Source organism: Hymenobacter sp. HD11105 (genome assembly GCF_054051685.1).
In genome coordinates, this window is sequence record NZ_JBSWBR010000001.1 from 1,356,478 (window position 1) to 1,378,319 (window position 21,842).

Genomic DNA, 21,842 nt, shown 5'->3' on the forward strand with positions numbered 1-21,842 from the left:
GCGATGGGAGTAGTGGGCTTATCGGATACTTTTTTGGCGTGACTACCACTTGTCTTGCCGTTTGAACTTGTTGCCATATGTACTAAGTCGTTTTAAACGAAATTTAAAGCAGAAGCATCGTCCAAGCCATTAACCTATTGGCAGAATGAAGCTTCCGTACTATATAAAGGTACTCCGCTTTACGATGCAAGGTTTATACAAACATCAGCTGAAGTGTAGAGACGACCTTTTACTACTTCCTGTAAGGACAGATAAAACGGCGCCTGCTCGCTACCCTGACGGCTTTTAAACCTGGTAAGCGGACGAAAGAGGAGTGTGGCAGGACCAAGCCGTCCTGAGCGTGATAACTCCTGAGGAAAAAGATTCGTTTCGGGGAATGAACATTCACCCTTAGCACTTCCGCCTTATGAACGCTGCCCGTCTTCTCTCTTTGTTGCTGCTGTCTGCGTCCTTCGCGGCGTGCACTTCCGACCCCTCTTCCTCCGACGCGCCCACTACGGCTCCCGACATATCAGCTAATGCTATTGATACAACCATGAACTCTCCCGTCAAAGCTCGAGTCGATTCGGCTAAGCCGGTGCGTCCTATCCCCGAGAATGTGCGCTCCCAGGAGTATTCTGCTCCCGCTCGTAAAACAGAAGGCAACCAATAAAAAAAGCCCCCCAGCAAGTGGCTTCTCCTTTTGGGAGGGCACTGCTGGGGGGCTTTTTTTACATACCTATAGCTTCATCTCCGGCACGTCGCCTTCGGGCACGACCAGCTTGCCAGCCGTGGCCGCCTGAATCTGCTCCACGCTCACGCCGGGCGCCCGCTCGCGCAGCACGAAGCCGTCGGGCGTAACGTCGATTACGGCCAGCTCCGTCACGATTTTCTTTACGCACCGCAGGCCCGTGATGGGCAGCGTGCAGTCAGTCAGTAATTTGCTGCTGCCATCCTTGGCTACGTGTTGCATGGCTACGATGATGTTCTTGGCCGAGGCCACCAAATCCATGGCGCCGCCCATGCCTTTCACCATCTTGCCCGGAATTTTCCAGTTGGCAATGTCGCCGCGCTCCGATACTTCCATGGCACCCAGAATGGTCAGGTCTACGTGCTCACCGCGAATCATGCCGAAGCTGTCGGCCGAGCTGAACAGGCTGGAGCCGGGCAGCGTGGTGACCGTTTGCTTGCCCGCGTTGATAAGGTCGGGGTCAACTTGGTCTTCGGTAGGAAAGGGGCCCATGCCGAGCAAGCCGTTTTCGGACTGCAATTCCACGTTGATGCCGGCCGGGATGTAATTGGCAACCAGGGTGGGAATACCAATGCCGAGGTTCACGTAGGAGCCGTCTTTTACTTCCTGGGCGATTCTTTTGGCGATGCCGTGTTTGTCAAGCATGATTGTCGGAACCACGAATGCGACGGGAGAAGTCGGATTACGCGGCTTATGTGGGTGGGAAATAGAAGAGTGGGATGCTTATTTAGCGCCGGCCGGAACCGACACCGCCGAGGATTTCTGGGTTTGGGTCAACGATTGGTAAACGGCAGCTTTGAATTTGTCGGCTAGGTCTCGGGCCGTGCCGCTGGGGTACTTTTGAGTATAAATCATGGCCACCAACTTCTGCTTGGGGTCAACCCAATACGTAGTGCCAAAAATGCCCCCCCATTCGTAGGAGCCTTCCGATGGACCAGGCTGCCTGGCCGCCGCGCCCTCGGCCGTGGTGATGCTGAAGCCCAGCCCGAACTTGTTGTTGCCTTGGCTTACCTCGCCCATCTGGTTTTGGGTGATGAGGGCCACCGTGGCGGGCTTGAGCAGGCGGCGGCCGTTGTAGGTGCCACCGTTCAGCACCATTTGCAGGAAAGCAGCATAATCATCGACGGTCGACGATAGGCCCGCCCCGCCCGAAAAGTAGGTGCCTGCTGCCTTAGGGTAATCTGGCGTCATACCGCCCTGGGCAGGCATAGGCACAGTTTTCTTATCGGCGTTCTCAGTATAGAGCTTGGCTAAGCGCGCTTGCTTTGCGGCTGGCAGATAGAAATATGTGTCGCGCATGCCCAACGGCTCAAAAAGGCGTGTACGCAGGTACTGGTCGAGCGACTGACCCGACAGCACCTCAATCAAGCGGCCCAGCACATCGATGCTTAGCCCGTAAGTGAACCGCTCGCCGGGCTGGTGCATGAGCGGCAGGGGCCCCAACGCATCCATGGACTTCGCCAAATTACCCCCCGGCGTACCGATGCCGCTAGGAATGCCCGCCTTAGCATAAATAGCCTTGGCCTCCTTACTGCCAATCACCGGGTAGCTGATGCCCGACGTGTGGGTAAACAACTGCCGGATAGTGATTTCGCTCTTCGCCGGCACCGTAGTGTACGTGGAATCCTTTTCATTAAAAGTTGCCAGCACTTTGGGGTTGGCGAAGGCCGGCAGATACTTCGAAATAGGGTCGTCGAGTTGAAACTTGCCTTCGTCATAAAGCAACATCAGGCCTACGCTGGCTATGGCTTTCGTTTGGGAAGCAATGCGCATAATGGCATCGGGCCGGAGCGGGGTTTTAGCCGCCATATCATCCATTCCAAAAGCCTTACGGTAAACAACTTTACCATCGCGCATCACCAAGGCAATAGTGCCAGGCACGCGGTTATCGGCCGTGTAATCCTGCAATAATTGGTCGATGCGCTGGAAGTTGGCGGGCTTCGGCGCCACCATCGCCTTGCTCGGGCGGGTGGTCCTTTTGGCCGGTGCCGCAACCTGAGCAAACGTGCCGAAGCTGCCCAGTGCCAACAACAGGATAAGCGAAGTCTTTTTCATAATACCGTTTAAAACTTCTGTCAAACGCTGATCAGCTGAGCTGAATCAGGACTTACGCACACTGCCAACTAAGCACGAGTACTAGCTGCGCACCGTACGCTGCTCAATGCGCTTTTCGTAATTCTTGCCTTCGAATATGCGCTGCACGAAGATGCCGGGCGTGTGAATTTGGTTGGGGTCAAGCTCGCCAGCGGGCACTAGCTCCTCTACTTCGGCTACGGTAATTTTTCCGGCCGTCGCCATCATGGGGTTGAAGTTGCGGGCCGTACCTTTGTAGATGAGGTTGCCGGCCGTATCGCCGCGCCAGGCTTTCACGAAGGCGTAATCGGCGGTGAGGCCGGTTTCGAGCAGGTACATCTTGCTTTTAAACTCCCGGCTTTCCTTGCCTTCGCCTACTTCGGTTCCGTAGCCGGCGGGCGTGTAAAATGCCGGAATACCAGCCCCGCCTGCCCGAATACGCTCGGCCAAGGTGCCCTGTGGAATCAGCTCTACCTCCAGCTCGCCCGACAACAGCTGACGCTCAAACTCAGCATTCTCCCCTACGTAGCTCGAAATCATCTTGCGCACCTGCTTGGTTTGCAACAGTAGCCCAATGCCGAAATCATCGACGCCGGCATTGTTGCTGATGCACGTAAGGTTTTTTACGCCGAGGCGGAGCAGCTCTTGAATAGAGTTTTCGGGGATGCCGCAAAGGCCGAAGCCGCCGAGCATAAGCGTCATGCCGTCGGTGATGCCGTGCAGGGCGGCTTGAGCGTCGGCTACAACTTTGTTTATCATGGTGTAGGGTGGGGTGGTTTGGGCCGGGAAGTTAAAACGATAATGCCTTTCCGCCTAAAGTGGCCGCCAATTAGCCCCCCACCAAATGCTGACGAGCGGCGTCGGCGTCCTTAGCTAGCTGCGCCTTGAGCTCGTCTAGGCTGCCAAACTTCTGCTCGTCGCGCAGGCGAGCTACCAGCTGTAAGGTCAATGGTTGATCATACAAATCGCCCGAAAAATCGAGGAGGTGCACTTCAATAGTTTGGGCTAAATCGCCCCCCACGGTGGGACGGACGCCAATATTAAGCATGCCTTCTTCCACGGCGCCGTCGGCGGTGGTGGCCAGCACGGCGTACACGCCGCGAGCCGGCACCAGCTTGGATGGCTCGGCCATCTGAAGGTTGGCGGTAGGAAAGCCCAGGGTGCGGCCGAGCTGCTGCCCGCGCATCACGGTGCCGGTGAGCGTGTACGGATAACCTAAATGGCGACTGGCTGTGGCAATATCGCCACTGAGCAAAGCGCGCCGAATGCGGGTGCTGCTTACGCCTACGGCGTCTACGTCTTCGCGCGGGATTTCTTCTACTTCAAGTCCATAGCGGTCGGCGTGCTGCCTTAAATACTCAAAGCCACCCTCCCGGTTTTTACCAAAACGATGATCGTAGCCAATGACTAGTTTCTTAGTGCCTACTGTTTTCAGCAATAGCTGCTGAATGTATTCCTCAGAAGTTAGTTGGGCGAATTCACGGGTGAAGGGCACGATGAGCAGGTAGTCAACGCCAAACTGCTCGAGGCGCTCAATGCGCTCTTCCAGGGTGGAAAGCAGCTGTAAATCGAGTGGCTCGGGGTGCGTGGGCGGCGGGTCCAGCACCATGCGAGGGTGAGGCCAGTATGTAATTACTACGGCCGGGCCACCGCTTTGCCGCGCTACTTCCAGCAGGCGATGCAGGATTTTCTGGTGCCCGACGTGTACGCCATCGAAGGTGCCGCTGGTCACGACGGCTTGACCTAGAAAAGGGAATTGCGCCGGGTCGCGAAAAACTTGCATCTGCTTGGGTGGCTAAATGAAGATAGATTTACTCCTGGGGGGCATTTTCGTCGGCTGCTTGAGCAGCGGCCGCGGTAGAGGCATCGTAGAAAGCTAAGCCGTGGCGCACGGGCCGGCGGCGCTCCGCGTCGGAGCGGGTGCGCGTTGGGCGCGCCGGGGAGCCTTCGGGGCGGGGTGGGGCTAGCGCTTGCACGGCCTCCATAGTCAGCGCATCGGCTAAGCTGTACTCTCCGATGCGCGTGCGGGTGAGCTGGGTAAGGTGGGCACCGCAGCTTAGGGCCGCGCCAAAATCGCGGGCGAGGCTGCGGACGTAGGTGCCTTTTGAGCACGTAATTCGAAAATCCACGTCGGGCAGGGCGATGCGCGTTATCTCAAACTCCCGGATAGTTACCTGCTTGCTCTTTATCTCGGCGGTGTCGCCGCGGCGGGCTACTTCGTAGGCGCGCTCCCCGTTGATTTTGACGGCCGAGAACAGCGGCGGAGTTTGCTCGATTAAGCCAACGAAAGGCACGGTGGCCGCTTGAATATCGGCTTCGGTCAGGTGAGTGAAAGAAAGCTCGGCATCGACGGCCGTTTCCAGGTCGAAGCTGGGCGTGGTTTGGCCGAGCCGAAAGGTGCCTGTGTACTCTTTTTCCTGGGCTTGAATGGAGTCAATCTCCTTGGTTTTCTTACCTGTGCAGAGAATAAGCAGGCCCGTAGCCAGTGGGTCGAGGGTGCCCGCGTGGCCAATTTTCTTGATGCGCAGCGTGTTTTTGACCTTGCGGACCACGTCAAACGAAGTCCAGGTCAGGGGCTTGTCAAGCAGCAAGACCTCGCCGGCCTCAAAATCAAATGCCTCTTGCTTCATATCAGTTGCAGATCAATGCCCAAGCCAATCATCAGCAGGATAATAATGCCTATGCCAATACGATAAAACCCAAACGAGCGAAACCCGAAGCGTGCCACGAACTTGACAAACGAGTTTACGGCCAGTAAGGCGACAATAAACGCTACCACGTTGCCAAAAGCTAGCACTTGTAAATCGCCGGACTGAATGGGGGTGATTTTGTAGGATTTATAGAGTTGATACGCGGTAATAACAAACATGGTAGGCACAGCCAGCAAAAAAGAGAAGTCGGCCGCTGAGCGTCGGTCGAAGCCCTGGGAAAGCCCCCCAATGATAGTAGCCGCTGAGCGCGACACGCCCGGAATGAGGGCAATGCACTGGAATAAGCCGATTTTGAATGCCTGCTTGATATTAGGCGTGGTTACCTGCTTGCGCGGGCCGTCAAACCATTTGTCGACAAAAACCAGAATAATGCCCCCCACGACCAGGGAAATGGCCACTACGGTTACGCTTTTCAGCAATTCCGTGATGACATCTTTTAATACGAAGCCCAGAATGCCGAAGGGAATAAAGGCAACGGCCAGCTTGACGTAAAAATCAAAGCTTTGCAGAAACCGCCGCCAGTATAATACTACGACCGACAGAATAGCCCCGAATTGGATGGAGGTGATATAAATCTCAGTGAATGGTGCCTGGCCTATGCCCAACAGATTGGCCACAATAATCATGTGGCCGGTGCTGGACACTGGCAAAAACTCCGTCAGACCCTCCACAACGGCGAGGATCAGCGCATGCCAATAATTCATCTACGAACGCTTGTAAGTGGGACGCTCTGCCAGGGTAGGGGCGGCAGGCGTAGGAGTAGCTGGGGTGGGCGTGCTGGTGGCTGATGTAGCCGTTTGCGTATCGGCCGGCGCCGAAATTTGCCCCCCAGGCTTTGCCATAATGGCAAAAAACTCGATAATGAAGCCAATAACCAGCAAGATTGGCCCAAGCGTAATTCCCAAAAATCCTAGGCCGTAATCGGCGGAGTCGAGGGTCATGGTGATAAAACCGGCCACTAATACGGCCAGCCCAATAAACATGAGCCGATAGTTGCGCGGCCCGAAGGCGAAGTGGGACGAAGAACGTTGTTCCATAGTTGAATGGCTAAATAAGCAGCTTTCCTAGCGAAGGAAGGCAAATGTAGGGTTCTAATACAAGTCGTCGAGCGACATGCCAAGATACTTACGTACGGCGCGGTAGGAGCTGAAGAAGCCGATAACGCAACCGAGCAGCACCATAAACACCATAAGAGCACCAATTAAGCGCTCATCGAGCAGTAAACGCAGTTCATCGACTTCCAGATAAGCGTACTGCTGCAAGGCCAGCAAAATCAGGGCCGCTAAGGTGCCGCTGACAAACCCCTGCCAAGTAGCGCGTCGCAGAAAGGGGCGTTGGATAAAGAAGGATGTGGCCCCTACCAACTGCATGCTGCGAATAAGAAAGCGTTGGGAAAATAGGGCCAGCTTAATGGTGTTATTGATAAGAACTGTAACAACCAGCGTAAGCACGACTGCAAAGCCCAGCAGGACCAGACTAAGCTTTCGTACATTCTGGTTGATGCTGGTAATCAGGCTTTGCACGTATTGCACCTCGTGCACCCCCGATTCGGCGCGCAATTCTTGTTCAATCTTGCGCAGGTTAAGCGAGTCGGCGTACTCCGAATTGATGCGAATGATATAAGCGTCGCGAAGGGGATTGTCGCCCAGAAACTGCTGAAAATCTTCGCCGGTTTGCTCAATGAACTGGCGGGCGCCTTCTTCCTTCGAGAGAAAGCGCACTTGAGGTTGGCGGTCTTTGTAGGCAATGTATGGCTTGCGCGAAAAGTCTTGCTGCAAGCGTAGGAGCTGAGCTTCGGGCAGGTCGCGGTCGAGGTAAACCTGCATTTCCAGGTTTTCCTTCACTAGGTTGGAGAGCTTGTGCGCGTGAATCAGCAGCAGCCCAAACAGCCCGATTACCAGCAGTGCCAGCGTGATACTAAACACGACCATCGTGTGCGGGTAACTACCCAGCTTTTTCTTACGAGTGGGCGAACGAGAAGGGGAAGCCATGCCGCAAAGGTAGGGTTAGCAATTAGCAATGAACACAAATAGCCGATTTGAATTCGAAAAAAGCCCCCCAAAGCATTGCTGGGGGGCTTTTTTCATAAGAACACAAAACGGCGGCGCGGGGCCTGTTTACGCATTTACATAATCGTCCTTGGATCATCGTCAACAATGAGTGATTCGCGCGCTTTACGGGCGGCATCGTCGCGGCGACGGACGCGCTTGCGGGCAAAAAGCTCCTGCAAGGAGTCGAACTGCTCAGTGTGCAATAAGCTGACGGCGGCGCGGGGCTGGTTGATGGTTTCCAGGTCGCGCGGGGAAGTCTGATAGCGCAAACGAGCCCGAAAACGACCGTCGGGCTGGAGATAATACTCCAGGCTGAGGTCGCCGAGCAGAGACGTTTGGGCCGTAGCATCAATATCGGAGCCGGGAACCGTGCCGAGGTTAGTAGTATTGCTAAAGCCACCCTCCCTAGTCACGCGCAGCCGGCCGTTTAGGAAGCTATAGCTCAAGCGCACCTGTAAGGCCCGCAACTGATCTTCGGAAAGGCCATTCAGGTTGAAGTCGATTTCCAGGTTCTGGTCGATCTGGGAGGTAAGCAAGCCGAGCTGAGTCGAGATAACCTGGCCTAAGCTGTTGCCTACCGTGTTATTGTTGCCACTCAACGAAAGCTGAGCGAAAGAACCGGGGGGCGAAAGCTGCTTGAAGACCAGCAGACTGAATACTTGGCGGTTAAGCTCCTGTTCGTCGTTGCGAAGTGAGTTGGTAAACGAAGCCAAGTCGCCCTCCAAAGCCGACGGCGCATCATTAAATTCCAACCCAAGACGAATAGCCGGCAACAACAACGGACCCGTCAGGTCCATAACGGCCGTAACGGGCACCACGGCACCGGCGCTGGGGGTAGAGGCACCCAGAACGGGGGCCAAGGAGGTGCGCTGAGTGTACGCGGCCGTCACATTCATTTGCCCATTAAGTGGGTCGCCATTCCAAGAGATAGTGCCACCGGGCCGTACCACAAACTCTTTGTTAATCAAGCCTTGGAGGGTGAAATTGTAGGCCCCACGCACAATTTCGATCTGGCCGTACATATTGAATTCGCCGCGGGTATCCACGTTCAGGCGCAGCTGCCCCACGGCCGTACCACGGATAACATCGCCGGTGCTTTCGTCAAGAATAATCTCGACGTAGGCATCTTCGGTCACCGTCAGGTTGAAGTTGAGCTGCAAACCCGACAAATCTACCCGGCCCGCCGCGGCCGCCACAATGGGCACGGTAGAAGTAGTATCGGTGGGCAGATTGCGGTTTACGAACTGAATGTAGCCGGCTTGTTGGGCTTTTGCCGCATTATCCAAGGGCAGCGATACGCGGGTGCCTGCCTCGCTCTTGGCTGTTACATTAACAGTCAGGTTGTTGGCAGGGCCAAAGACGCGTGCCTCGCCCGTACCATAAGCTCGGCCAAAGTACAGCTCGTTTTCTTTGCGCGTGGTATTAAGCAACTGCAACTTACGGAAGTCGGCACTGAGGTTTAGCACCATATCCTGAAACCCTTTATGCCTTATCTCTCCGTCGAGCGTGCCCGTATTGCCAAACACGTCGCGCAGGGTTACATCGCGGAGCATAATGCGGTCCTCGCGGAAGGAAATGCGGTCGGTGAAACGGTACGTGGTGCCCAGGTAAATAAACTTGAAACGGCCGTTACTCACGTCCACATCGCCCACCAGATTAGGGGCCGACAATGGGCCAGTTAGGCGCAAACGGCCCACGGCGGTACCGCGCATATTATCGAAAAGAGTAGCTAGCAGAGGCTCCGCAATTTTCACAGGAGCGCTGTCGAGTACTGCCGTCAAATCGAGCTGGCGCTCGGGCTCGCGGGGGGCTATTGTGCCGGTTACGGTGAGCACCCGCTGCTGGCTATTCATCACGTCGAGGTTCACGCCTAGGCGGCTCTTGGTGTTATCCCAGTCGCTGCTGCCGGTTACGTTGCCAATCAGGATGTTATCGAACTTGAGCGAGTCAACGGCCAGGGAGCTATTCACTACTAGCGCACCAAACACGCCGCTCACGGTGCCCTGCGCGTTGACCACGCCGGTTATGTTCTGCTTGGTAAGGGAGCTAAGCGTGGCTAACTCCATGTTTTGCACGCCAAGCTGCAAGATTTTAGCCGGGTCGGCCGATATAAAGCCTTGCGCGCTTACCTGCTGATTGCCGTTGGCCAAAGTCAAGCTGCGGATATCAATCTCTTTGCCTGCATTGGAAATAAGCACTACGTTTTCGGGCGCAATTGTCCAGTCTTGACCCAATAAATTAACTCCTGACTGCCGAAATACGATTTGGACAGCCTGGGGCAGAAAGGCCAAAGAGCCATTAATGGCCGCCCGATTAGTGCTGCCCGTTTGAGCCAGGAAAGTGGAAAAATTTATTTTATCCTGATCCCAAACTCCTTCCACGTAGAAGTTTTCGGTGGCGCCCAGGCCGGGCAACACTTGTTTTTCGGAAGTAATATTGGCTTGCGCCAGTACCTGCGGCTGATACGGGAGCTTAGAGGTATTCAACTCCAAAGCGGTATTTACCGCCCGGATGCTATCATAGCGCAAGCTATCAAACTGCCCGGCTAGCGTGAAAATAGAGGTGGAGCCGTTGCGAAAAGAGCCTTCCAGACGGGAAAAGTTTGATACCGTGAGTTTCGGCACAAACAACTGGAGTACCGGGTTAGCGTGCTTGAGATAGAGGTCCAAAGCAATGGCATACTCTGAAATTGCCCCCTGGCGCTTGCGCCGATAGTAGTCAGCAATGGCCGCATCGTTGCTTTCAAAGTTGAGCCGATACTCCGTAATCAGCGTTTCCACATCGCGGGCAACGGTAGTAAATTCGAAGTTGCCGTTAGCCGTCAAGTTTAGTACTTCGGAGCGCACAGCCAGGCGATGCTGCCCATTGGGCCGCTCACTCACCACGTCGAAAGTATCGATGGGGACGGTGCGGCCCGCGTAGGTCAGCTGGGTTTTGCGCAGGTTGATGCGGCCAATTAGGTCGTCGAGGCGCAGGCCCTGAAAGCGCAGATCGGCGGTGGTAGCGATAGTAATGGGCTGCTCTGTGAGGCCGAGGGCCCGGAGGTCGGCTCGGCGCACCACGGCCCGCAGGTCGAAGGCTTGGCGGCTTTTATTTAAGTCCACGCGTCCATCGGCCGAAACTTGCAGGGCGCGGTCGTTTACGGCCAGCTTGCCTTCGAAGGTTTCGCGGCTGAACTGCCCGTTGGTAGTGATGTTGCGGAAGCGGTAGCCGTTCAGCCAAATGCTCTGCACGGTGGCGTTGGCTCGCAAGCGTGCGCCGGTTGGGGTGAAACCGACGCCTTCTACCCGGCCGCTGAAAGCAATATCGCGCACGGTGCGTTGGTCGCCCAGAAACTTACCTAATTCAAAGCCCGTGGTTTTTACCTGCCCTTCATAAGTGGAGTAGCGCGGGTCGGTTTTGAACTTGATGTTTACATCTGATACCACGTTGCCGAGGGCCGTTTGGAATGCGCCGTTGGCTACGAAGTCATTATAAAAACCCAAAAATTGCCCCCTGAGCCTGACCGTGCCTAAGCGCTGCACGTAGGCCCAACCCTTAGCGGGCACGTACTTGCGGATATCGCGCCCGTCAATCACGGAGGGTTGCAGACGCATTTCCACGAAGCTTTCCTTCAGGTTAGGCAGCCCTTCCACGTTGATGTTGCCCACAATATGAGTGTTGCTACCGTAACGCACATCCAGATTGCGGGTCGTGAAGTTCTTGACGTAGCCCTTGGCTTCGCCCGAAAACACGACTGTTTCGTTCAGGTCGCGAAGCTGGGGGGCAAAATGGGCAATGTCGTCGGAGGTAAGCTTGGTGGTGCCCAGCCGCGCCGTAACGCGCACCGAATCATTGAAGTGCGTGAAGTTGAGAAAGCGCTTGTAGTCGAAGCGCACGTAATCTTTCAGATAGCTCTGGCCCACGCGCAGATCGGTGTTGGCAAACTCCCAAAACGTGGGCGTAAACGTCATGTTGGTATCAAGACGCTGCACACGGGTCTTAGATGGAGTTTCTACAGCGCGCAGGTCGCGGATGCGGGTGATGATGGTATCACCATGCATCTGAATACCCGAAAAATCAGCATAGATGCTATCGACCTGCATGTGGGCGTAGTCAATGCCGTATTTGACGCGGGGCTGGTTTTGGCGGTCGAGCACAAAGCGACCGTTGCGTAGGCCTAGGCTTTCAATTTGAAAATCAAAGGGCTGCTTCACTTTGGTAGTGTCGGTGGGGCCGACGAGGCGGCGCACCGCTGCCAAAAACTGACTTAGATTAGTAGAGTCGGGTGCACCAGCATACGTGACGAGGGCAAAACGCGGCTCATTGAGCACCAATTGACCTACGTGCAGGTGACGCGGATTCAGCAGCGAAAATAACTTGATATCGGCCTCTGCCCGCCCGATGTTAAATAACTCGCCCCCGCGCCGGTCCAGTACCTGCACATCCTGAAGTAGCACCCGCGAAAAGGGCCGAATATCGACTCGCCCTATGCTCACGCGCTGCCCGAGCTTATCGGTCAACATGATGGCCGCCCGCTGCGCTACCCGCGTCTGTACAGTCGGTATCCGCAAGGCCACCAGTACTATGCCCACGGCCAGCACCACGAGCAGGACCAGGCCTAGCAGAATTCGGAGCAGTACGGAGATAAAGCGAGGCACGGAGCGCTAACAGAAAGGATTGTAACAACGAAGATGCTGCTTTTCAGGCAACCGTTGGCTGGCGCCGAATATCATCTAGCAGAGGGCAAAAAATGCATCACCCACGCTAAAAACGCAACGATTAGGAAAAGCTGAACTAGAGTACGCGTCAGACCATTTGACGAGCTGAAGGTTTAGTCATTTAAACGACCTTTGTCAGGAAATATGCGACAGGGAGCAAAAGTAATACCCCTGGCCGGTTCATCTTGTAACGCTTGTACTTCCAGCCAACCGGCGTGAGCTGTTTGACAATCTGAAACTTATGGCATATCCTATTATTCTAGCCATCGAGTCATCCTGCGACGATACCTCGGCGGCCGTGCTGGCTGGGGGGCAAATTCGCTCCAACGTGGTGGCCACTCAGCGCGTGCACGAACAATACGGCGGCGTGGTGCCGGAGTTGGCCTCGCGCGCCCACCAGCAGCACCTGATTCCGGTGGTGCAAGAGGCGTTGCGCCAAGCCGGCGTCACCAAAGCGGAGCTCGACGCCGTGGCTTTCACCCAAGGGCCGGGCTTGCTGGGGTCGTTGCTGGTGGGCAGTATGTTCGCCAAAACATTTGCGCTGGCGCTGGGCAAGCCCCTGCTGGCCGTAAACCACATGCGGGCGCATATCCTGGCGCACTTTATCAATGAGCCGCGGCCTACGTTCCCCTTCCTCTGCCTGACGGTAAGCGGCGGCCACACGCAATTGGTGGTCGTAAAAAGCCCCTTAGACATGCAGGTAATCGGTCAAACCATCGACGACGCGGCCGGCGAAGCCTTCGACAAAACCGGCAAGCTGCTCGGTCTGCCGTATCCGGCCGGTCCGCACCTCGATAAGCTGGCCAGCACCGGCAATCCTACGCGTTTCCCGTTTCCAGTCGGCGCCATGCCCGGCTATGACTTTTCGTTCAGCGGCCTCAAAACGGCTGTGATGTACTTTCTGCGCCAGCAAACAGCTAAGAACCCCGAATTTATTCAGGAAAACTTGTCGGACCTGTGCGCCAGCATTCAATACACCATTATTCAAACCCTGCTCCGTCAGCTTCAGCGCGCCGCCGCCGATTTGGGCCTAACGCAAATAGCTTTGGCTGGCGGCGTGGCCGCCAACTCTGGTCTGCGCACCGCCTTACAGGATTTGGCCGTTGAAAAAGGCTGGGCCGTATTCATTCCCGAGTTTCAGTACTGCACCGACAACGCCGCCATGGTCGCTATGACGGCTCATTTTCAGTTTGAGGCCGGTGATTTTGCCCCCCAACTCGTCAGCCCGGACCCACGGCTGAAGCTGGGGTAATTAAGAAGGCGAAGCTATCCGTAGATACTGAATCTTGACTTCAATCAGGCGGTCATGCAGAGCGGAGCGAAGCATCTCGCGTATTTAGTAAGAGTAGTAATCCTGCGTCAGCGAGCAAAATGCTTCGCTGCACTCTGCATGACGTTCTGTTTTTATAAGGTCATTTTCATAAATACGCCGTTCTCTAATACCCAATGAAAAACCCTTTTCAACCAGGCGACACCAAAACGTACTCCTTCATCGTCACGGCCGCTGACTTCGCAACGATGGAAGGGCATACGGTGCACGAAGTGCTGAGCACGTTTGCGCTGGGGCGGGGAATGGAGTGGGCGGGGCGGCTATTTGTGCTGGAAATGCTGGAAGAAGGGGAGGAGGGCATCGGGACTATGCTGCACGTGGAGCACCACGCGCCAGCCTTCACGGGCGAAGCCGTCGAATTTCGCGCTACTTTTGCCGCCTTGGAAAATCGCGAATTGACTTGCGCCGTAGAAGTGCGGGTGGGCGAGCGGCTGGTTGCTACCGGCCGCACCGGGCAGCGCATCGTACGTAGCGAAAAGCTGGCGGCTCGTTTTGCCGCTATGCGTTCCACCCCAACATCTGCTTAATCGGCGCCTCACCGCGCTTTCTATTTATATGGCCAAAGAAAAAGACGCTCCGCGCAAAGTCAACATCGTCAACCGCCGGGCCAGCCACGAGTACGCTTTCCTGACCAAGTACGACGCGGGCATGATGCTACAAGGCACCGAAATAAAAAGCATCCGCGACGGCAACGTGAACATGCAGGATGGCTTCTGCATTTTCCACCCCGATGGCAGCCTTTGGGTGCACAACCTCTCCATTTCCAAGTACACCGAGGGCACCTACAACAACCACGAGCCCACCCGCGAGCGGAAGCTGCTGCTCACTAAGCGCGAATTGCGTCAGCTTGCCGATAAAAGCCAGGAGCAGGGCCTCACCATTATTCCCATCCGCTTATTTGTGAGCGACCGGGGTTTTGCCAAGCTCGAAATTGCGCTGGCCAAAGGCAAAAAGCTCTACGACAAGCGCGAAGACATCAAAGCCAAGGACCAGAAACGCGAGATGGACCGAGCGCGAGACTACTAGGTGAAATTGTGACGTATAGCTTGGTAGCTTCAACTGAAAGGCAGAGCTTCGCAGCATGAATAGGTAAGCACGTCAGAGTGAAAGCTGTTCATATTTCACCACTTCACAACTTCGCCATTTTGGAATATGGAATTTGCCCCCTGAGCGTGGTGCCAGTGCGGGCTGAGCCGAATGATCGGGCCGAAATTGTCACCCAACTCATCTTCGGCGAGTGTTATACCCTGCTGCTTATTCAAGGCAACTGGTGTCAGATCCGTATCGCCGCCGACCAGTATGTGGGCTGGATGGATGTGAAGCAGCACCAGCCCGTCACTAGTGCTTATTTTACTGAGTGGAGCGCGCACGCCCACCCGCGCAGCCTTGACGTGGTACAGATGGTAAGCGATGCTGATTCGCGCCAGCCGATTTCCTTGGGTGCTCGCCTGCCTTTTTTTGATGGCATGACGCTGCGCCTGGGCGAGCGTCAACTATTCTACAATGGCGCGGCCACCAACCCCACCACCAACGGTGACCCTGGCCGTAAGGCCGCGTTGCTCCAGAAGATGGGCCAAGTCTTTCTGAAAGCGCCTTACCTGTGGGGCGGTAAAACGCTGTTCGGTGTTGACTGCTCGGGCCTCATGCAGCAGCTCTATGGCTTAGTAGATATCCAACTGCCCCGCGATGCCCGCCAGCAGATCGACCACGGCCGTACCGTGCACTTCGTATCCCAAACTCAGCCCGGCGACTTGGCCTTTTTTGATAATGCCGAGGGAAATATCGTGCACGTGGGCATGCTTCTGGAAGACCAACAAATCCTCCACGCCAGCGGCGAAGTCCGCATCGACCCGCTTGACCATAACGGTATCTACAATCGTCAGCGCCAAAAATACTCTCACAAATTGCGTCTGATCAAGCGGTTACTGCCAGACTAAGCCGCCTTGTGATATAAAAAGGCCGTCATGCAGAGCACAGCGAAGCATCTTGCGTGCTGATGCTGGGTAACTAACCCTACTACCGCGAGCGAGATGCTTCGCTGTGCTCTGCATGACGGCCTACGATTTAAGATATACTAAGCAATTAAGTTGCTTGCACTCAGCTCAGAACGCGTCATTGCCTTGTAAGTCCAAAAAAAGCCTCCCACGGCCCTGAGCTAAAGGAAACTTAACTTCCCGGCTGTTGTTAATGCGCTTAGAATCACCTAGCTTTCGCTAACCCGATTCTCCCTGAGCGTATGGATCAAAAAGTGCTTGTCTTGAACGGTGACTACACCGCAATCACGCTGTGCAGCGTGCAAAAGGCTTTCGTGTTGCTTTTTTTGGATAAAGCAGAGATGATTGCGAAGTCCGATGGAACGTTGCGTTCCATCAGCCAAGCTTTCCCCAAGCCCAGCATTATCCGCTTGCAGCGTTACGTGCGCGTGCCTTACAAAGGCATTGCCCTGAGCCGCCATAACATTATGAAGCGCGACCATTTTGAGTGTCAATACTGCGGTTCGACCAAAAACCTGACCCTGGACCACGTGCTGCCCCGCTCCCGCGGCGGCGACTCGTCGTGGACTAACCTGCTTACGGCCTGCGCCCGCTGCAACCACGCTAAAGGCCACCGCACGCCCCACGAAGCGGGCTTCACAGTGCGGCAGCAGCCTAAGAAGCCGACCCTGGCCGGCTTCCTAAAACTCTCGGCCGGTACTATCGATCAGAACTGGCACGACTACCTGAATTAAGAAACCAAAGGGCGACAGATTCCAATCTGTCGCCCTTTTCTTTTGCTGCATGCGAGGAATTACCGCTCAGCTTTAAACTAACCATCGCTGGTTGAGGTTAGAGGCATACCTTTGCCCCCCGTTTCCACCCAACCTGCGTTCATGTCAGTTCCCAAGTTTGCGGCTTCCCGCTCTTTCCACACCGAGTTGAAGTCTCGGATCAACGCCTACTTCGAGGAAGCTGGCAAATCACAAACCGGCAACTCCGGGCTGTTCGTCAAGGCGATTGTTCTGACCACGGCTTTTGTGCTGGTGTATCTGCACCTGGTTTTTTTCACGCCCAGTGCCTTTCTCGGCATTCTGGAGTGTATTCTGCTGGGTGGTATCGGCGCGGCCATTGGCTTCAATGTCATGCACGACGGCGCCCATGGCAGCTTCAGTAAGTCGAAGTGGCTTAATCAGTTCGCGGCTTTCACGCTGAACGTGTTGGGGGGCAATAGCTTCATGTGGAATATGAAGCACAACCTCATTCACCACATGTACACCAACGTGGACGGCGTCGACGATGACCTCGACGTGCAGCCCTGGATGCGCATGAGTAGCACCCAGCCCCGCCGCAAGCTTCACCGCTTTCAGCATCTCTACTTCTGGTTTCTCTACGCCCTGCTCTACATCGCCTGGATTTTCTTCATGGACTACCAGAAGTATTTTAAAGGCAAAATCGGTGGCATGCCCATTAAGAAAATGACGGCCACTGACCAGTCGGTTTTCTGGGGCTTCAAGGTAATTCACCTCTTGTTATTCGTGGCCTTGCCTATTTACACCGCCGGCTTTGTGGCCTGGTTGGTAGGTTTTGTGGTGTTCGCGGCCGTAGCCGGCTTCACGCTCAGCTTGGTGTTCCAGTTGGCGCACACCGTAGAGCACGCCGCCTTCCCCATGCCCGACGAAATCACGAATAAGCTGGAAGATGAGTGGGCCATTCACCAGATTAAAACCACCGCCAACTTCGCTACCCATAATAAAGTTATCAGCTGGCTTGTGGGCGGCTTGAACTTCCAGGTAGAGCATCACTTGTTCCCGAAGATTTCGCACGTGCACTATCCCGCCATCAGCAAGATCATCAAGCAGATGTGCGAGGAGTTCGACATCACTTACAACGAGTACCCCAAGATGCGCTACGCCGTAGCCTCGCACGTATCGTACCTGCGGGAAATGGGCCGTAAGTAGAGTAGCAATTACATAAAAAAGCCCCCCAGAAACTTTCTGGGGGGCTTTTTTATGCTCTATCCAAACTCTAATAAGTTGTTTGGCTCTGGGCAGCAGCGCTGGATACCTGTCCTTGACCTTGGCCAATGAACTCCAGCAAGTCGCGGTTCAGCTTATCCTTTTCGGTGATAAATACGCCGTGCGGGCCGCCGCTGTATTCAATGTAGGAGGCGTGGGGCAGATATTGCTGCATCCGGGCGCCGCTGTTTTTGATTGGGACCGTCTGGTCGTCCTCGCCGTGAATAACTAGCGCGGGCACTTGTATAGTCTGCAAATCCTGGCGGAAATCGGTGCCGCCGAAAGCACGCACGCACTGCTCCGTAGCGCGGGGTGAGCCAAACTGCGCCAAGGCTTGTGTCCAATCAAGAGTAGCCTGGCTGACGGGGTGGCTTATGACGCCCACACCATAGAACTTCTTGCCAAACAAAGACAGGAAGTCAAAACGGTCTTTGTTGATATTCTCAATCATCTCATCGAACACCGACTTATCCACGCCGTCCGGGTTATCGTCAGTCTTAAGTAGATAAGGCGTCACGGCCGATACAAAAACGACCTTGCTCACACGAGCCCCACCGTGCCGGCTCATGTAGCGGGCCACCTCGCCGCCTCCCATCGAGAAGCCGACTAGCGTCACGTTATCCAGGTTTAACTCGTCGAGTACAGCCTTCAAGTCATCGGCGAAGGTGTCATAGTCGTAGCCGTCCCAAGGCTTATCAGAGTTGCCGAAGCCGCGGCGGCTGTAGGCAATTACGCGCAGGCCTTGCTTGGGCAGCTCGTTCAGCTGATATTCCCATGACTCGTAGCTCAATGGCCAGCCATGAATAAGCACCACGGGCGCGCCCTGGCCCAAATCAGTGTAGTGCAATTTGACAGGGTTGCCCTGAGTATCTGGTCCGGCTTTTATGTAACTCATGTTAGGAGGGGTTTTGGTGGTAGATATAGATGTGTTTCCGGTATCTACTCACTCCTTCTTTTCGGGGTTACAGGTAAGGATAGAGGGCTTTTTCTTGGTTTTGAGAGTTTAGGCTATGAAGTAGAAAAAGCGCCCGGTGAATAGGTCAGAATGATAGATAAAGAAATATTAATTAAAGCTCATTGCCATAGGTCTAGCCAATGGGAACTTATCGTTCGCGCACTGATATTGCTTAAGTATTAAGCCTGAACTTACCTCCTAATAGAAACAAATTCTATCAATAGGTTCTATTAAGCAACAACCTATATCTAATGGCTTTACACAAGGACTTATTTTCGAATAGATCAGAGGTGCAAAACGAGATAGAGCGAATACAGACGCTCTATGACCAAATGCAAGAGAGATTTGCCGTTCATTGCGCCGAAGTCAGACCTAATTCCTCATTCTGGAATAGAATTACATCTAGTAAAAGAGCTAAAGAGATTCCTCCCATCTGGTTAGAGGCAAAAACAGCTGTGGTAAGCGCAATTCAGAGTAGTAATCACGTTGAGTTGGCTTCTTTGTTAAACTTGCACGCCTTAAATAGTGCTATTGAAGCTGCCCGCCATGACGACCGTATTCTGGCTGGCCTTGCCGAAGAAGTTCGCACATTAGCGGAGGAGGCCCGAAGATTCGCCAGCGGGCAATAATATCTTCCTTTCTTCCTGTCAAATCCGTACCTTTGCCGCCCCGCCAGGGTGGCGGGTCTGGAGCCTCAGCTTCAGGGAGTTACTCATAACGCGTTCCGGTAGGTGGCCCTGAGCCGGACGTGTAGATAAGGGCCAAGCAAGTATTATGGCAGAAGTAGCAGATAACTTCGACTGGGACAACGTCGGAGCGACCGGCTTTGGTGGCAATTATAGCCCCGAGCAGCGCGCCGAGATGGAGAAAATGTACGGCGACACGCTGACCACCGTCCAGGAGGAAGAGGTAGTGAAGGGCACCGTAGTCGGCATCACCGACCGCGACGTGATCCTGAACATTGGCTTCAAATCCGACGGCCTCGTGCCCCTGTCCGAATTCCGTGACATGGTTGACCTGAAAATTGGTGACCAAGTAGAGGTATTCATCGAAGACCAGGAAGATTTGAACGGCCAGCTGATCCTTTCGCGCAAGAAGGCGAAGATCAAGCAGGCTTGGAAGTCGATTTACGACGCTCTGGAGTTCGATAACATCCTGGAGGGCGTAGTAAAGCGTCGGACCAAAGGTGGTCTGATCATGGAACTGGACGGCGTAGAAGCTTTCCTGCCCGGCTCGCAGATTGACGTGAAGCCCATCCGTGACTTCGACATTTATGTTGGTCGCCGCATGGAAGTGAAAGTGGTAAAAATCAACGCCGCTTTCGACAACGTAGTTGTTTCGCACAAAGTCCTGATTGAAAAGGACCTGGAGAAGCAGCGCGAAGCCATCCTGAACAACCTCGAAAAAGGTCAGATTCTGGAAGGTGTTATCAAGAACATGACAAACTTCGGTGTGTTCATCGACCTCGGCGGTGTCGACGGTCTGTTGCACATCACTGATATTTCGTGGGGCCGCATCGCTCATCCGAGCGAAGTATTGCAGCTTGATCAGAAACTCAACGTGGTTGTTCTTGACTTCGACGAAGCTAAGAAGCGTATCTCGTTGGGCCTGAAGCAGCTGACTCCTCACCCATGGGATTCGCTGCCCGCCGACATGGGCGTAGGCTCGAAAGTGAAAGGCCGTATCGTGAACGTAGCCGACTATGGCGCATTCATGGAAATCGTGCCCGGCGTAGAAGGCCTGATCCACGTTTCGGAGATGAGCTGGAGCCAGCACCTGCGCAACCCGCAGGACTTCATCAAGCAGGGCGACGTGGTAGAAGCACAGATTCTGACGCTAGACCGCGAAGACCGCAAGATGAGCTTGGGTATCAAGCAATTGAGCGAAGACCCATGGACTCGTGGCGACTTCGGCACCAAGTACGCAGTAGGTACCTCGCACAACGGTTTGGTGCGTAACCTGACTAACTTCGGCCTGTTCGTAGAACTGGAAGAGGGTGTTGACGGCCTAGTGCACGTGTCTGACTTGTCATGGACCAAGAAGATCAAGCACCCATCCGAAGTGGTGAAGGTAGGCGACCGTCTGGACGTACTGGTGTTGGAACTGGACGTTGCTAACCGTCGTTTGGCCCTTGGTCACAAGCAGTTGGAGGAAAACCCCTGGGATACGTTCCAGACGGTATTTACCCCCGGCTCGGTGCACAAAGCCACTATCACGGAGAAAAACGACCGTGGCGCGGTACTCGAGTTGCCTTACGGTATCGAAGGTTTCGCTTACCCCAAGTCGTTGGTGAAAGAAGATGGTTCGAACGCCGAGAACGGCGAGTCGCTCGACTTCCGCGTAGTTGAGTTCTCGAAGGATGATCGTCGTATCGTACTGTCGCACACTGCCGTCTTCAATCAGGCGCAGCAGGAAGAGGATAGCCGTGCTTCGAAGTTCGCGAAGAAGAAGCCAACTACTGGCCAAGCTGCCGGTGCCGCTCAAGGCGAAGGCAAACTAAGCGACCTCAAGAAGCCCGCAACGGCCGACAAGTCGACTCTTGGTGACCTAGATGCTCTGTCCGCTCTGCGTGACAAGATGATGGGCAACGAGCGCGACGCTGGTGTGCAAAAGCTGGAAGCTCAAGCTCCTAAGGCTCAAAAAGCCAAGGCTGACGAAGCCCCTGAAGCTGATGCCGCCGACGAAGCTCCTGCTGCTGGAGGTGGAATCCTGGCTGCCGTAACTGGTGCCGCTTCCGCTGCCATCGACAAAGTAACTGAAGTAGCTGGCGACGTAGTTGACACTGTAGCTGATTCGGCTGCTTTCGCAAAAGCGAAAGAAGTAGCTGGTGATGTTGTAGACAAAGCAAAAGACCTGCTGCCCGGCAACGATGATGCCGACAACGAGAACGAAGAGAAAGCCTAGATTTCCCTAGCTTCTGCATAAGAAAAGGCCCTGACGATAGTCAGGGCCTTTTTTGTGGGTGTTTGTTGGTAACTTAACCGTAACACTGCTACAAATCTACCGTGCACGCAACCAAGAGCTTAGACTAAGTGGCATCGAAAAAAGCCCCCCAGGTTTGGCGAAGGTCAGATAATGGCGTAAGTTTGCACCCTCATTACCCGGTGACGTGACCGAGTGGCTAGGTAGAGGTCTGCAAAACCTCCTACGGCGGTTCGAATCCGCCCGTCACCTCTTTTCCTGTTCCTGTTTTCTTTTGCTTATTGCCCCGGTTGATTAGCCCCAACCGGGGTTTTTGCTTTATACTCTAATCGAGTATTGATAACAATCACAAACTATTTTCACTATGCAATCTGAGCAA

Annotated in this window: 19 protein-coding genes and 1 tRNA gene; 10 read left to right on the plus strand and 10 right to left on the minus strand. The window is 54.6% G+C overall.

The window, feature by feature from the left end; genetic code table 11:
- The first annotated feature begins 406 nt into the window (after nucleotides 1-406).
- A complete protein-coding gene (locus tag ACW9KT_RS05880) occupies nucleotides 407-652 on the plus strand; it encodes a hypothetical protein (RefSeq protein WP_457078437.1) in 246 nt (81 codons plus the stop codon).
- Between the two features lie 66 nt (nucleotides 653-718).
- Here ACW9KT_RS05880 and ACW9KT_RS05885 read toward each other — a convergent pair whose 3' ends face one another.
- The 9 genes from ACW9KT_RS05885 to ACW9KT_RS05925 all read right to left on the minus strand — a co-directional run bounded on the left by ACW9KT_RS05885 (nucleotide 719) and on the right by ACW9KT_RS05925 (nucleotide 12,205).
- The gene (locus ACW9KT_RS05885) at nucleotides 719-1,375 is read right to left on the minus strand and encodes a CoA transferase subunit B (RefSeq protein WP_457078438.1); all 657 of its coding nucleotides are present in this window, start codon (nucleotides 1,373-1,375) and stop codon (nucleotides 719-721) included.
- 78 nt (nucleotides 1,376-1,453) lie between these two features.
- Nucleotides 1,454-2,785 carry a serine hydrolase domain-containing protein gene (locus ACW9KT_RS05890; protein WP_457078439.1) on the minus strand — a complete coding sequence of 444 codons (1,332 nt, stop codon included), beginning with the start codon at nucleotides 2,783-2,785 and terminating at the stop codon, nucleotides 1,454-1,456.
- Nucleotides 2,786-2,866: 81 nt separating this feature from the next.
- A complete protein-coding gene (locus tag ACW9KT_RS05895) occupies nucleotides 2,867-3,562 on the minus strand; it encodes a CoA transferase subunit A (protein ID WP_457078440.1) in 696 nt (231 codons plus the stop codon).
- Between the two features lie 70 nt (nucleotides 3,563-3,632).
- The gene (locus tag ACW9KT_RS05900; RefSeq protein WP_457078441.1) at nucleotides 3,633-4,586 is read right to left on the minus strand and encodes a bifunctional riboflavin kinase/FAD synthetase; all 954 of its coding nucleotides are present in this window, start codon (nucleotides 4,584-4,586) and stop codon (nucleotides 3,633-3,635) included.
- A gap of 28 nt (nucleotides 4,587-4,614) precedes the next feature.
- Nucleotides 4,615-5,433, minus strand: a complete 819-nt coding sequence (gene truB / locus ACW9KT_RS05905) for a tRNA pseudouridine(55) synthase TruB (RefSeq protein WP_457078442.1) — start codon at nucleotides 5,431-5,433, stop codon at nucleotides 4,615-4,617.
- The gene (locus ACW9KT_RS05910; RefSeq protein ID WP_457078443.1) at nucleotides 5,430-6,218 is read right to left on the minus strand and encodes an undecaprenyl-diphosphate phosphatase; all 789 of its coding nucleotides are present in this window, start codon (nucleotides 6,216-6,218) and stop codon (nucleotides 5,430-5,432) included. The genes truB and ACW9KT_RS05910 overlap by 4 nt, the downstream gene beginning before the upstream one ends.
- Complete coding sequence (locus tag ACW9KT_RS05915; RefSeq protein WP_457078444.1) at nucleotides 6,219-6,551, minus strand: DUF3098 domain-containing protein; 333 nt, start codon at nucleotides 6,549-6,551, stop codon at nucleotides 6,219-6,221.
- Between the two features lie 54 nt (nucleotides 6,552-6,605).
- Entirely contained in the window at nucleotides 6,606-7,505 is a 900-nt protein-coding gene (locus ACW9KT_RS05920) for a cell division protein FtsX (protein WP_457078445.1), read from the minus strand.
- Between the two features lie 134 nt (nucleotides 7,506-7,639).
- Nucleotides 7,640-12,205: a translocation/assembly module TamB domain-containing protein gene (locus tag ACW9KT_RS05925; RefSeq protein WP_457078446.1), complete on the minus strand. Its 4,566-nt coding sequence runs from the start codon at nucleotides 12,203-12,205 to the stop codon at nucleotides 7,640-7,642.
- A gap of 301 nt (nucleotides 12,206-12,506) precedes the next feature.
- Between ACW9KT_RS05925 and tsaD the strand changes: the two genes are divergently transcribed.
- The 6 genes from tsaD (at nucleotide 12,507) to ACW9KT_RS05955 (ending at nucleotide 17,529) form a co-directional block, all read left to right on the plus strand.
- Nucleotides 12,507-13,517, plus strand: coding sequence for a tRNA (adenosine(37)-N6)-threonylcarbamoyltransferase complex transferase subunit TsaD (tsaD, locus tag ACW9KT_RS05930; RefSeq protein WP_457078447.1), 1,011 nt, complete (start codon nucleotides 12,507-12,509; stop codon nucleotides 13,515-13,517).
- Nucleotides 13,518-13,711: 194 nt separating this feature from the next.
- Nucleotides 13,712-14,122: a thioesterase family protein gene (locus ACW9KT_RS05935; protein ID WP_457078448.1), complete on the plus strand. Its 411-nt coding sequence runs from the start codon at nucleotides 13,712-13,714 to the stop codon at nucleotides 14,120-14,122.
- A gap of 28 nt (nucleotides 14,123-14,150) precedes the next feature.
- On the plus strand, nucleotides 14,151-14,621 hold the full coding sequence (gene smpB / locus ACW9KT_RS05940) for an SsrA-binding protein SmpB (RefSeq protein WP_457078449.1): 471 nt from the start codon (nucleotides 14,151-14,153) through the stop codon (nucleotides 14,619-14,621).
- 119 nt (nucleotides 14,622-14,740) lie between these two features.
- Nucleotides 14,741-15,532, plus strand: a complete 792-nt coding sequence (locus ACW9KT_RS05945; protein WP_457078450.1) for a C40 family peptidase — start codon at nucleotides 14,741-14,743, stop codon at nucleotides 15,530-15,532.
- Nucleotides 15,533-15,831: 299 nt separating this feature from the next.
- A complete protein-coding gene (locus tag ACW9KT_RS05950) occupies nucleotides 15,832-16,323 on the plus strand; it encodes an HNH endonuclease (protein ID WP_457078451.1) in 492 nt (163 codons plus the stop codon).
- Between the two features lie 141 nt (nucleotides 16,324-16,464).
- Nucleotides 16,465-17,529 carry a fatty acid desaturase family protein gene (locus tag ACW9KT_RS05955; protein ID WP_457078452.1) on the plus strand — a complete coding sequence of 355 codons (1,065 nt, stop codon included), beginning with the start codon at nucleotides 16,465-16,467 and terminating at the stop codon, nucleotides 17,527-17,529.
- Nucleotides 17,530-17,596: 67 nt separating this feature from the next.
- Here ACW9KT_RS05955 and ACW9KT_RS05960 read toward each other — a convergent pair whose 3' ends face one another.
- A complete protein-coding gene (locus ACW9KT_RS05960) occupies nucleotides 17,597-18,481 on the minus strand; it encodes an alpha/beta fold hydrolase (RefSeq protein WP_457078453.1) in 885 nt (294 codons plus the stop codon).
- A gap of 311 nt (nucleotides 18,482-18,792) precedes the next feature.
- On the opposite strand from ACW9KT_RS05960, the gene ACW9KT_RS05965 reads away from it, so the two are divergent.
- The 3 genes from ACW9KT_RS05965 to ACW9KT_RS05975 all read left to right on the plus strand — a co-directional run bounded on the left by ACW9KT_RS05965 (nucleotide 18,793) and on the right by ACW9KT_RS05975 (nucleotide 21,715).
- Nucleotides 18,793-19,170, plus strand: coding sequence for a hypothetical protein (locus tag ACW9KT_RS05965; protein ID WP_457078454.1), 378 nt, complete (start codon nucleotides 18,793-18,795; stop codon nucleotides 19,168-19,170).
- A 145-nt stretch (nucleotides 19,171-19,315) separates the two neighbouring features.
- Complete coding sequence (rpsA, locus tag ACW9KT_RS05970) at nucleotides 19,316-21,445, plus strand: 30S ribosomal protein S1 (protein WP_457078455.1); 2,130 nt, start codon at nucleotides 19,316-19,318, stop codon at nucleotides 21,443-21,445.
- A 199-nt stretch (nucleotides 21,446-21,644) separates the two neighbouring features.
- A tRNA-Cys gene (locus tag ACW9KT_RS05975) sits at nucleotides 21,645-21,715 on the plus strand.
- The last annotated feature ends 127 nt before the right edge of the window (nucleotides 21,716-21,842 follow it).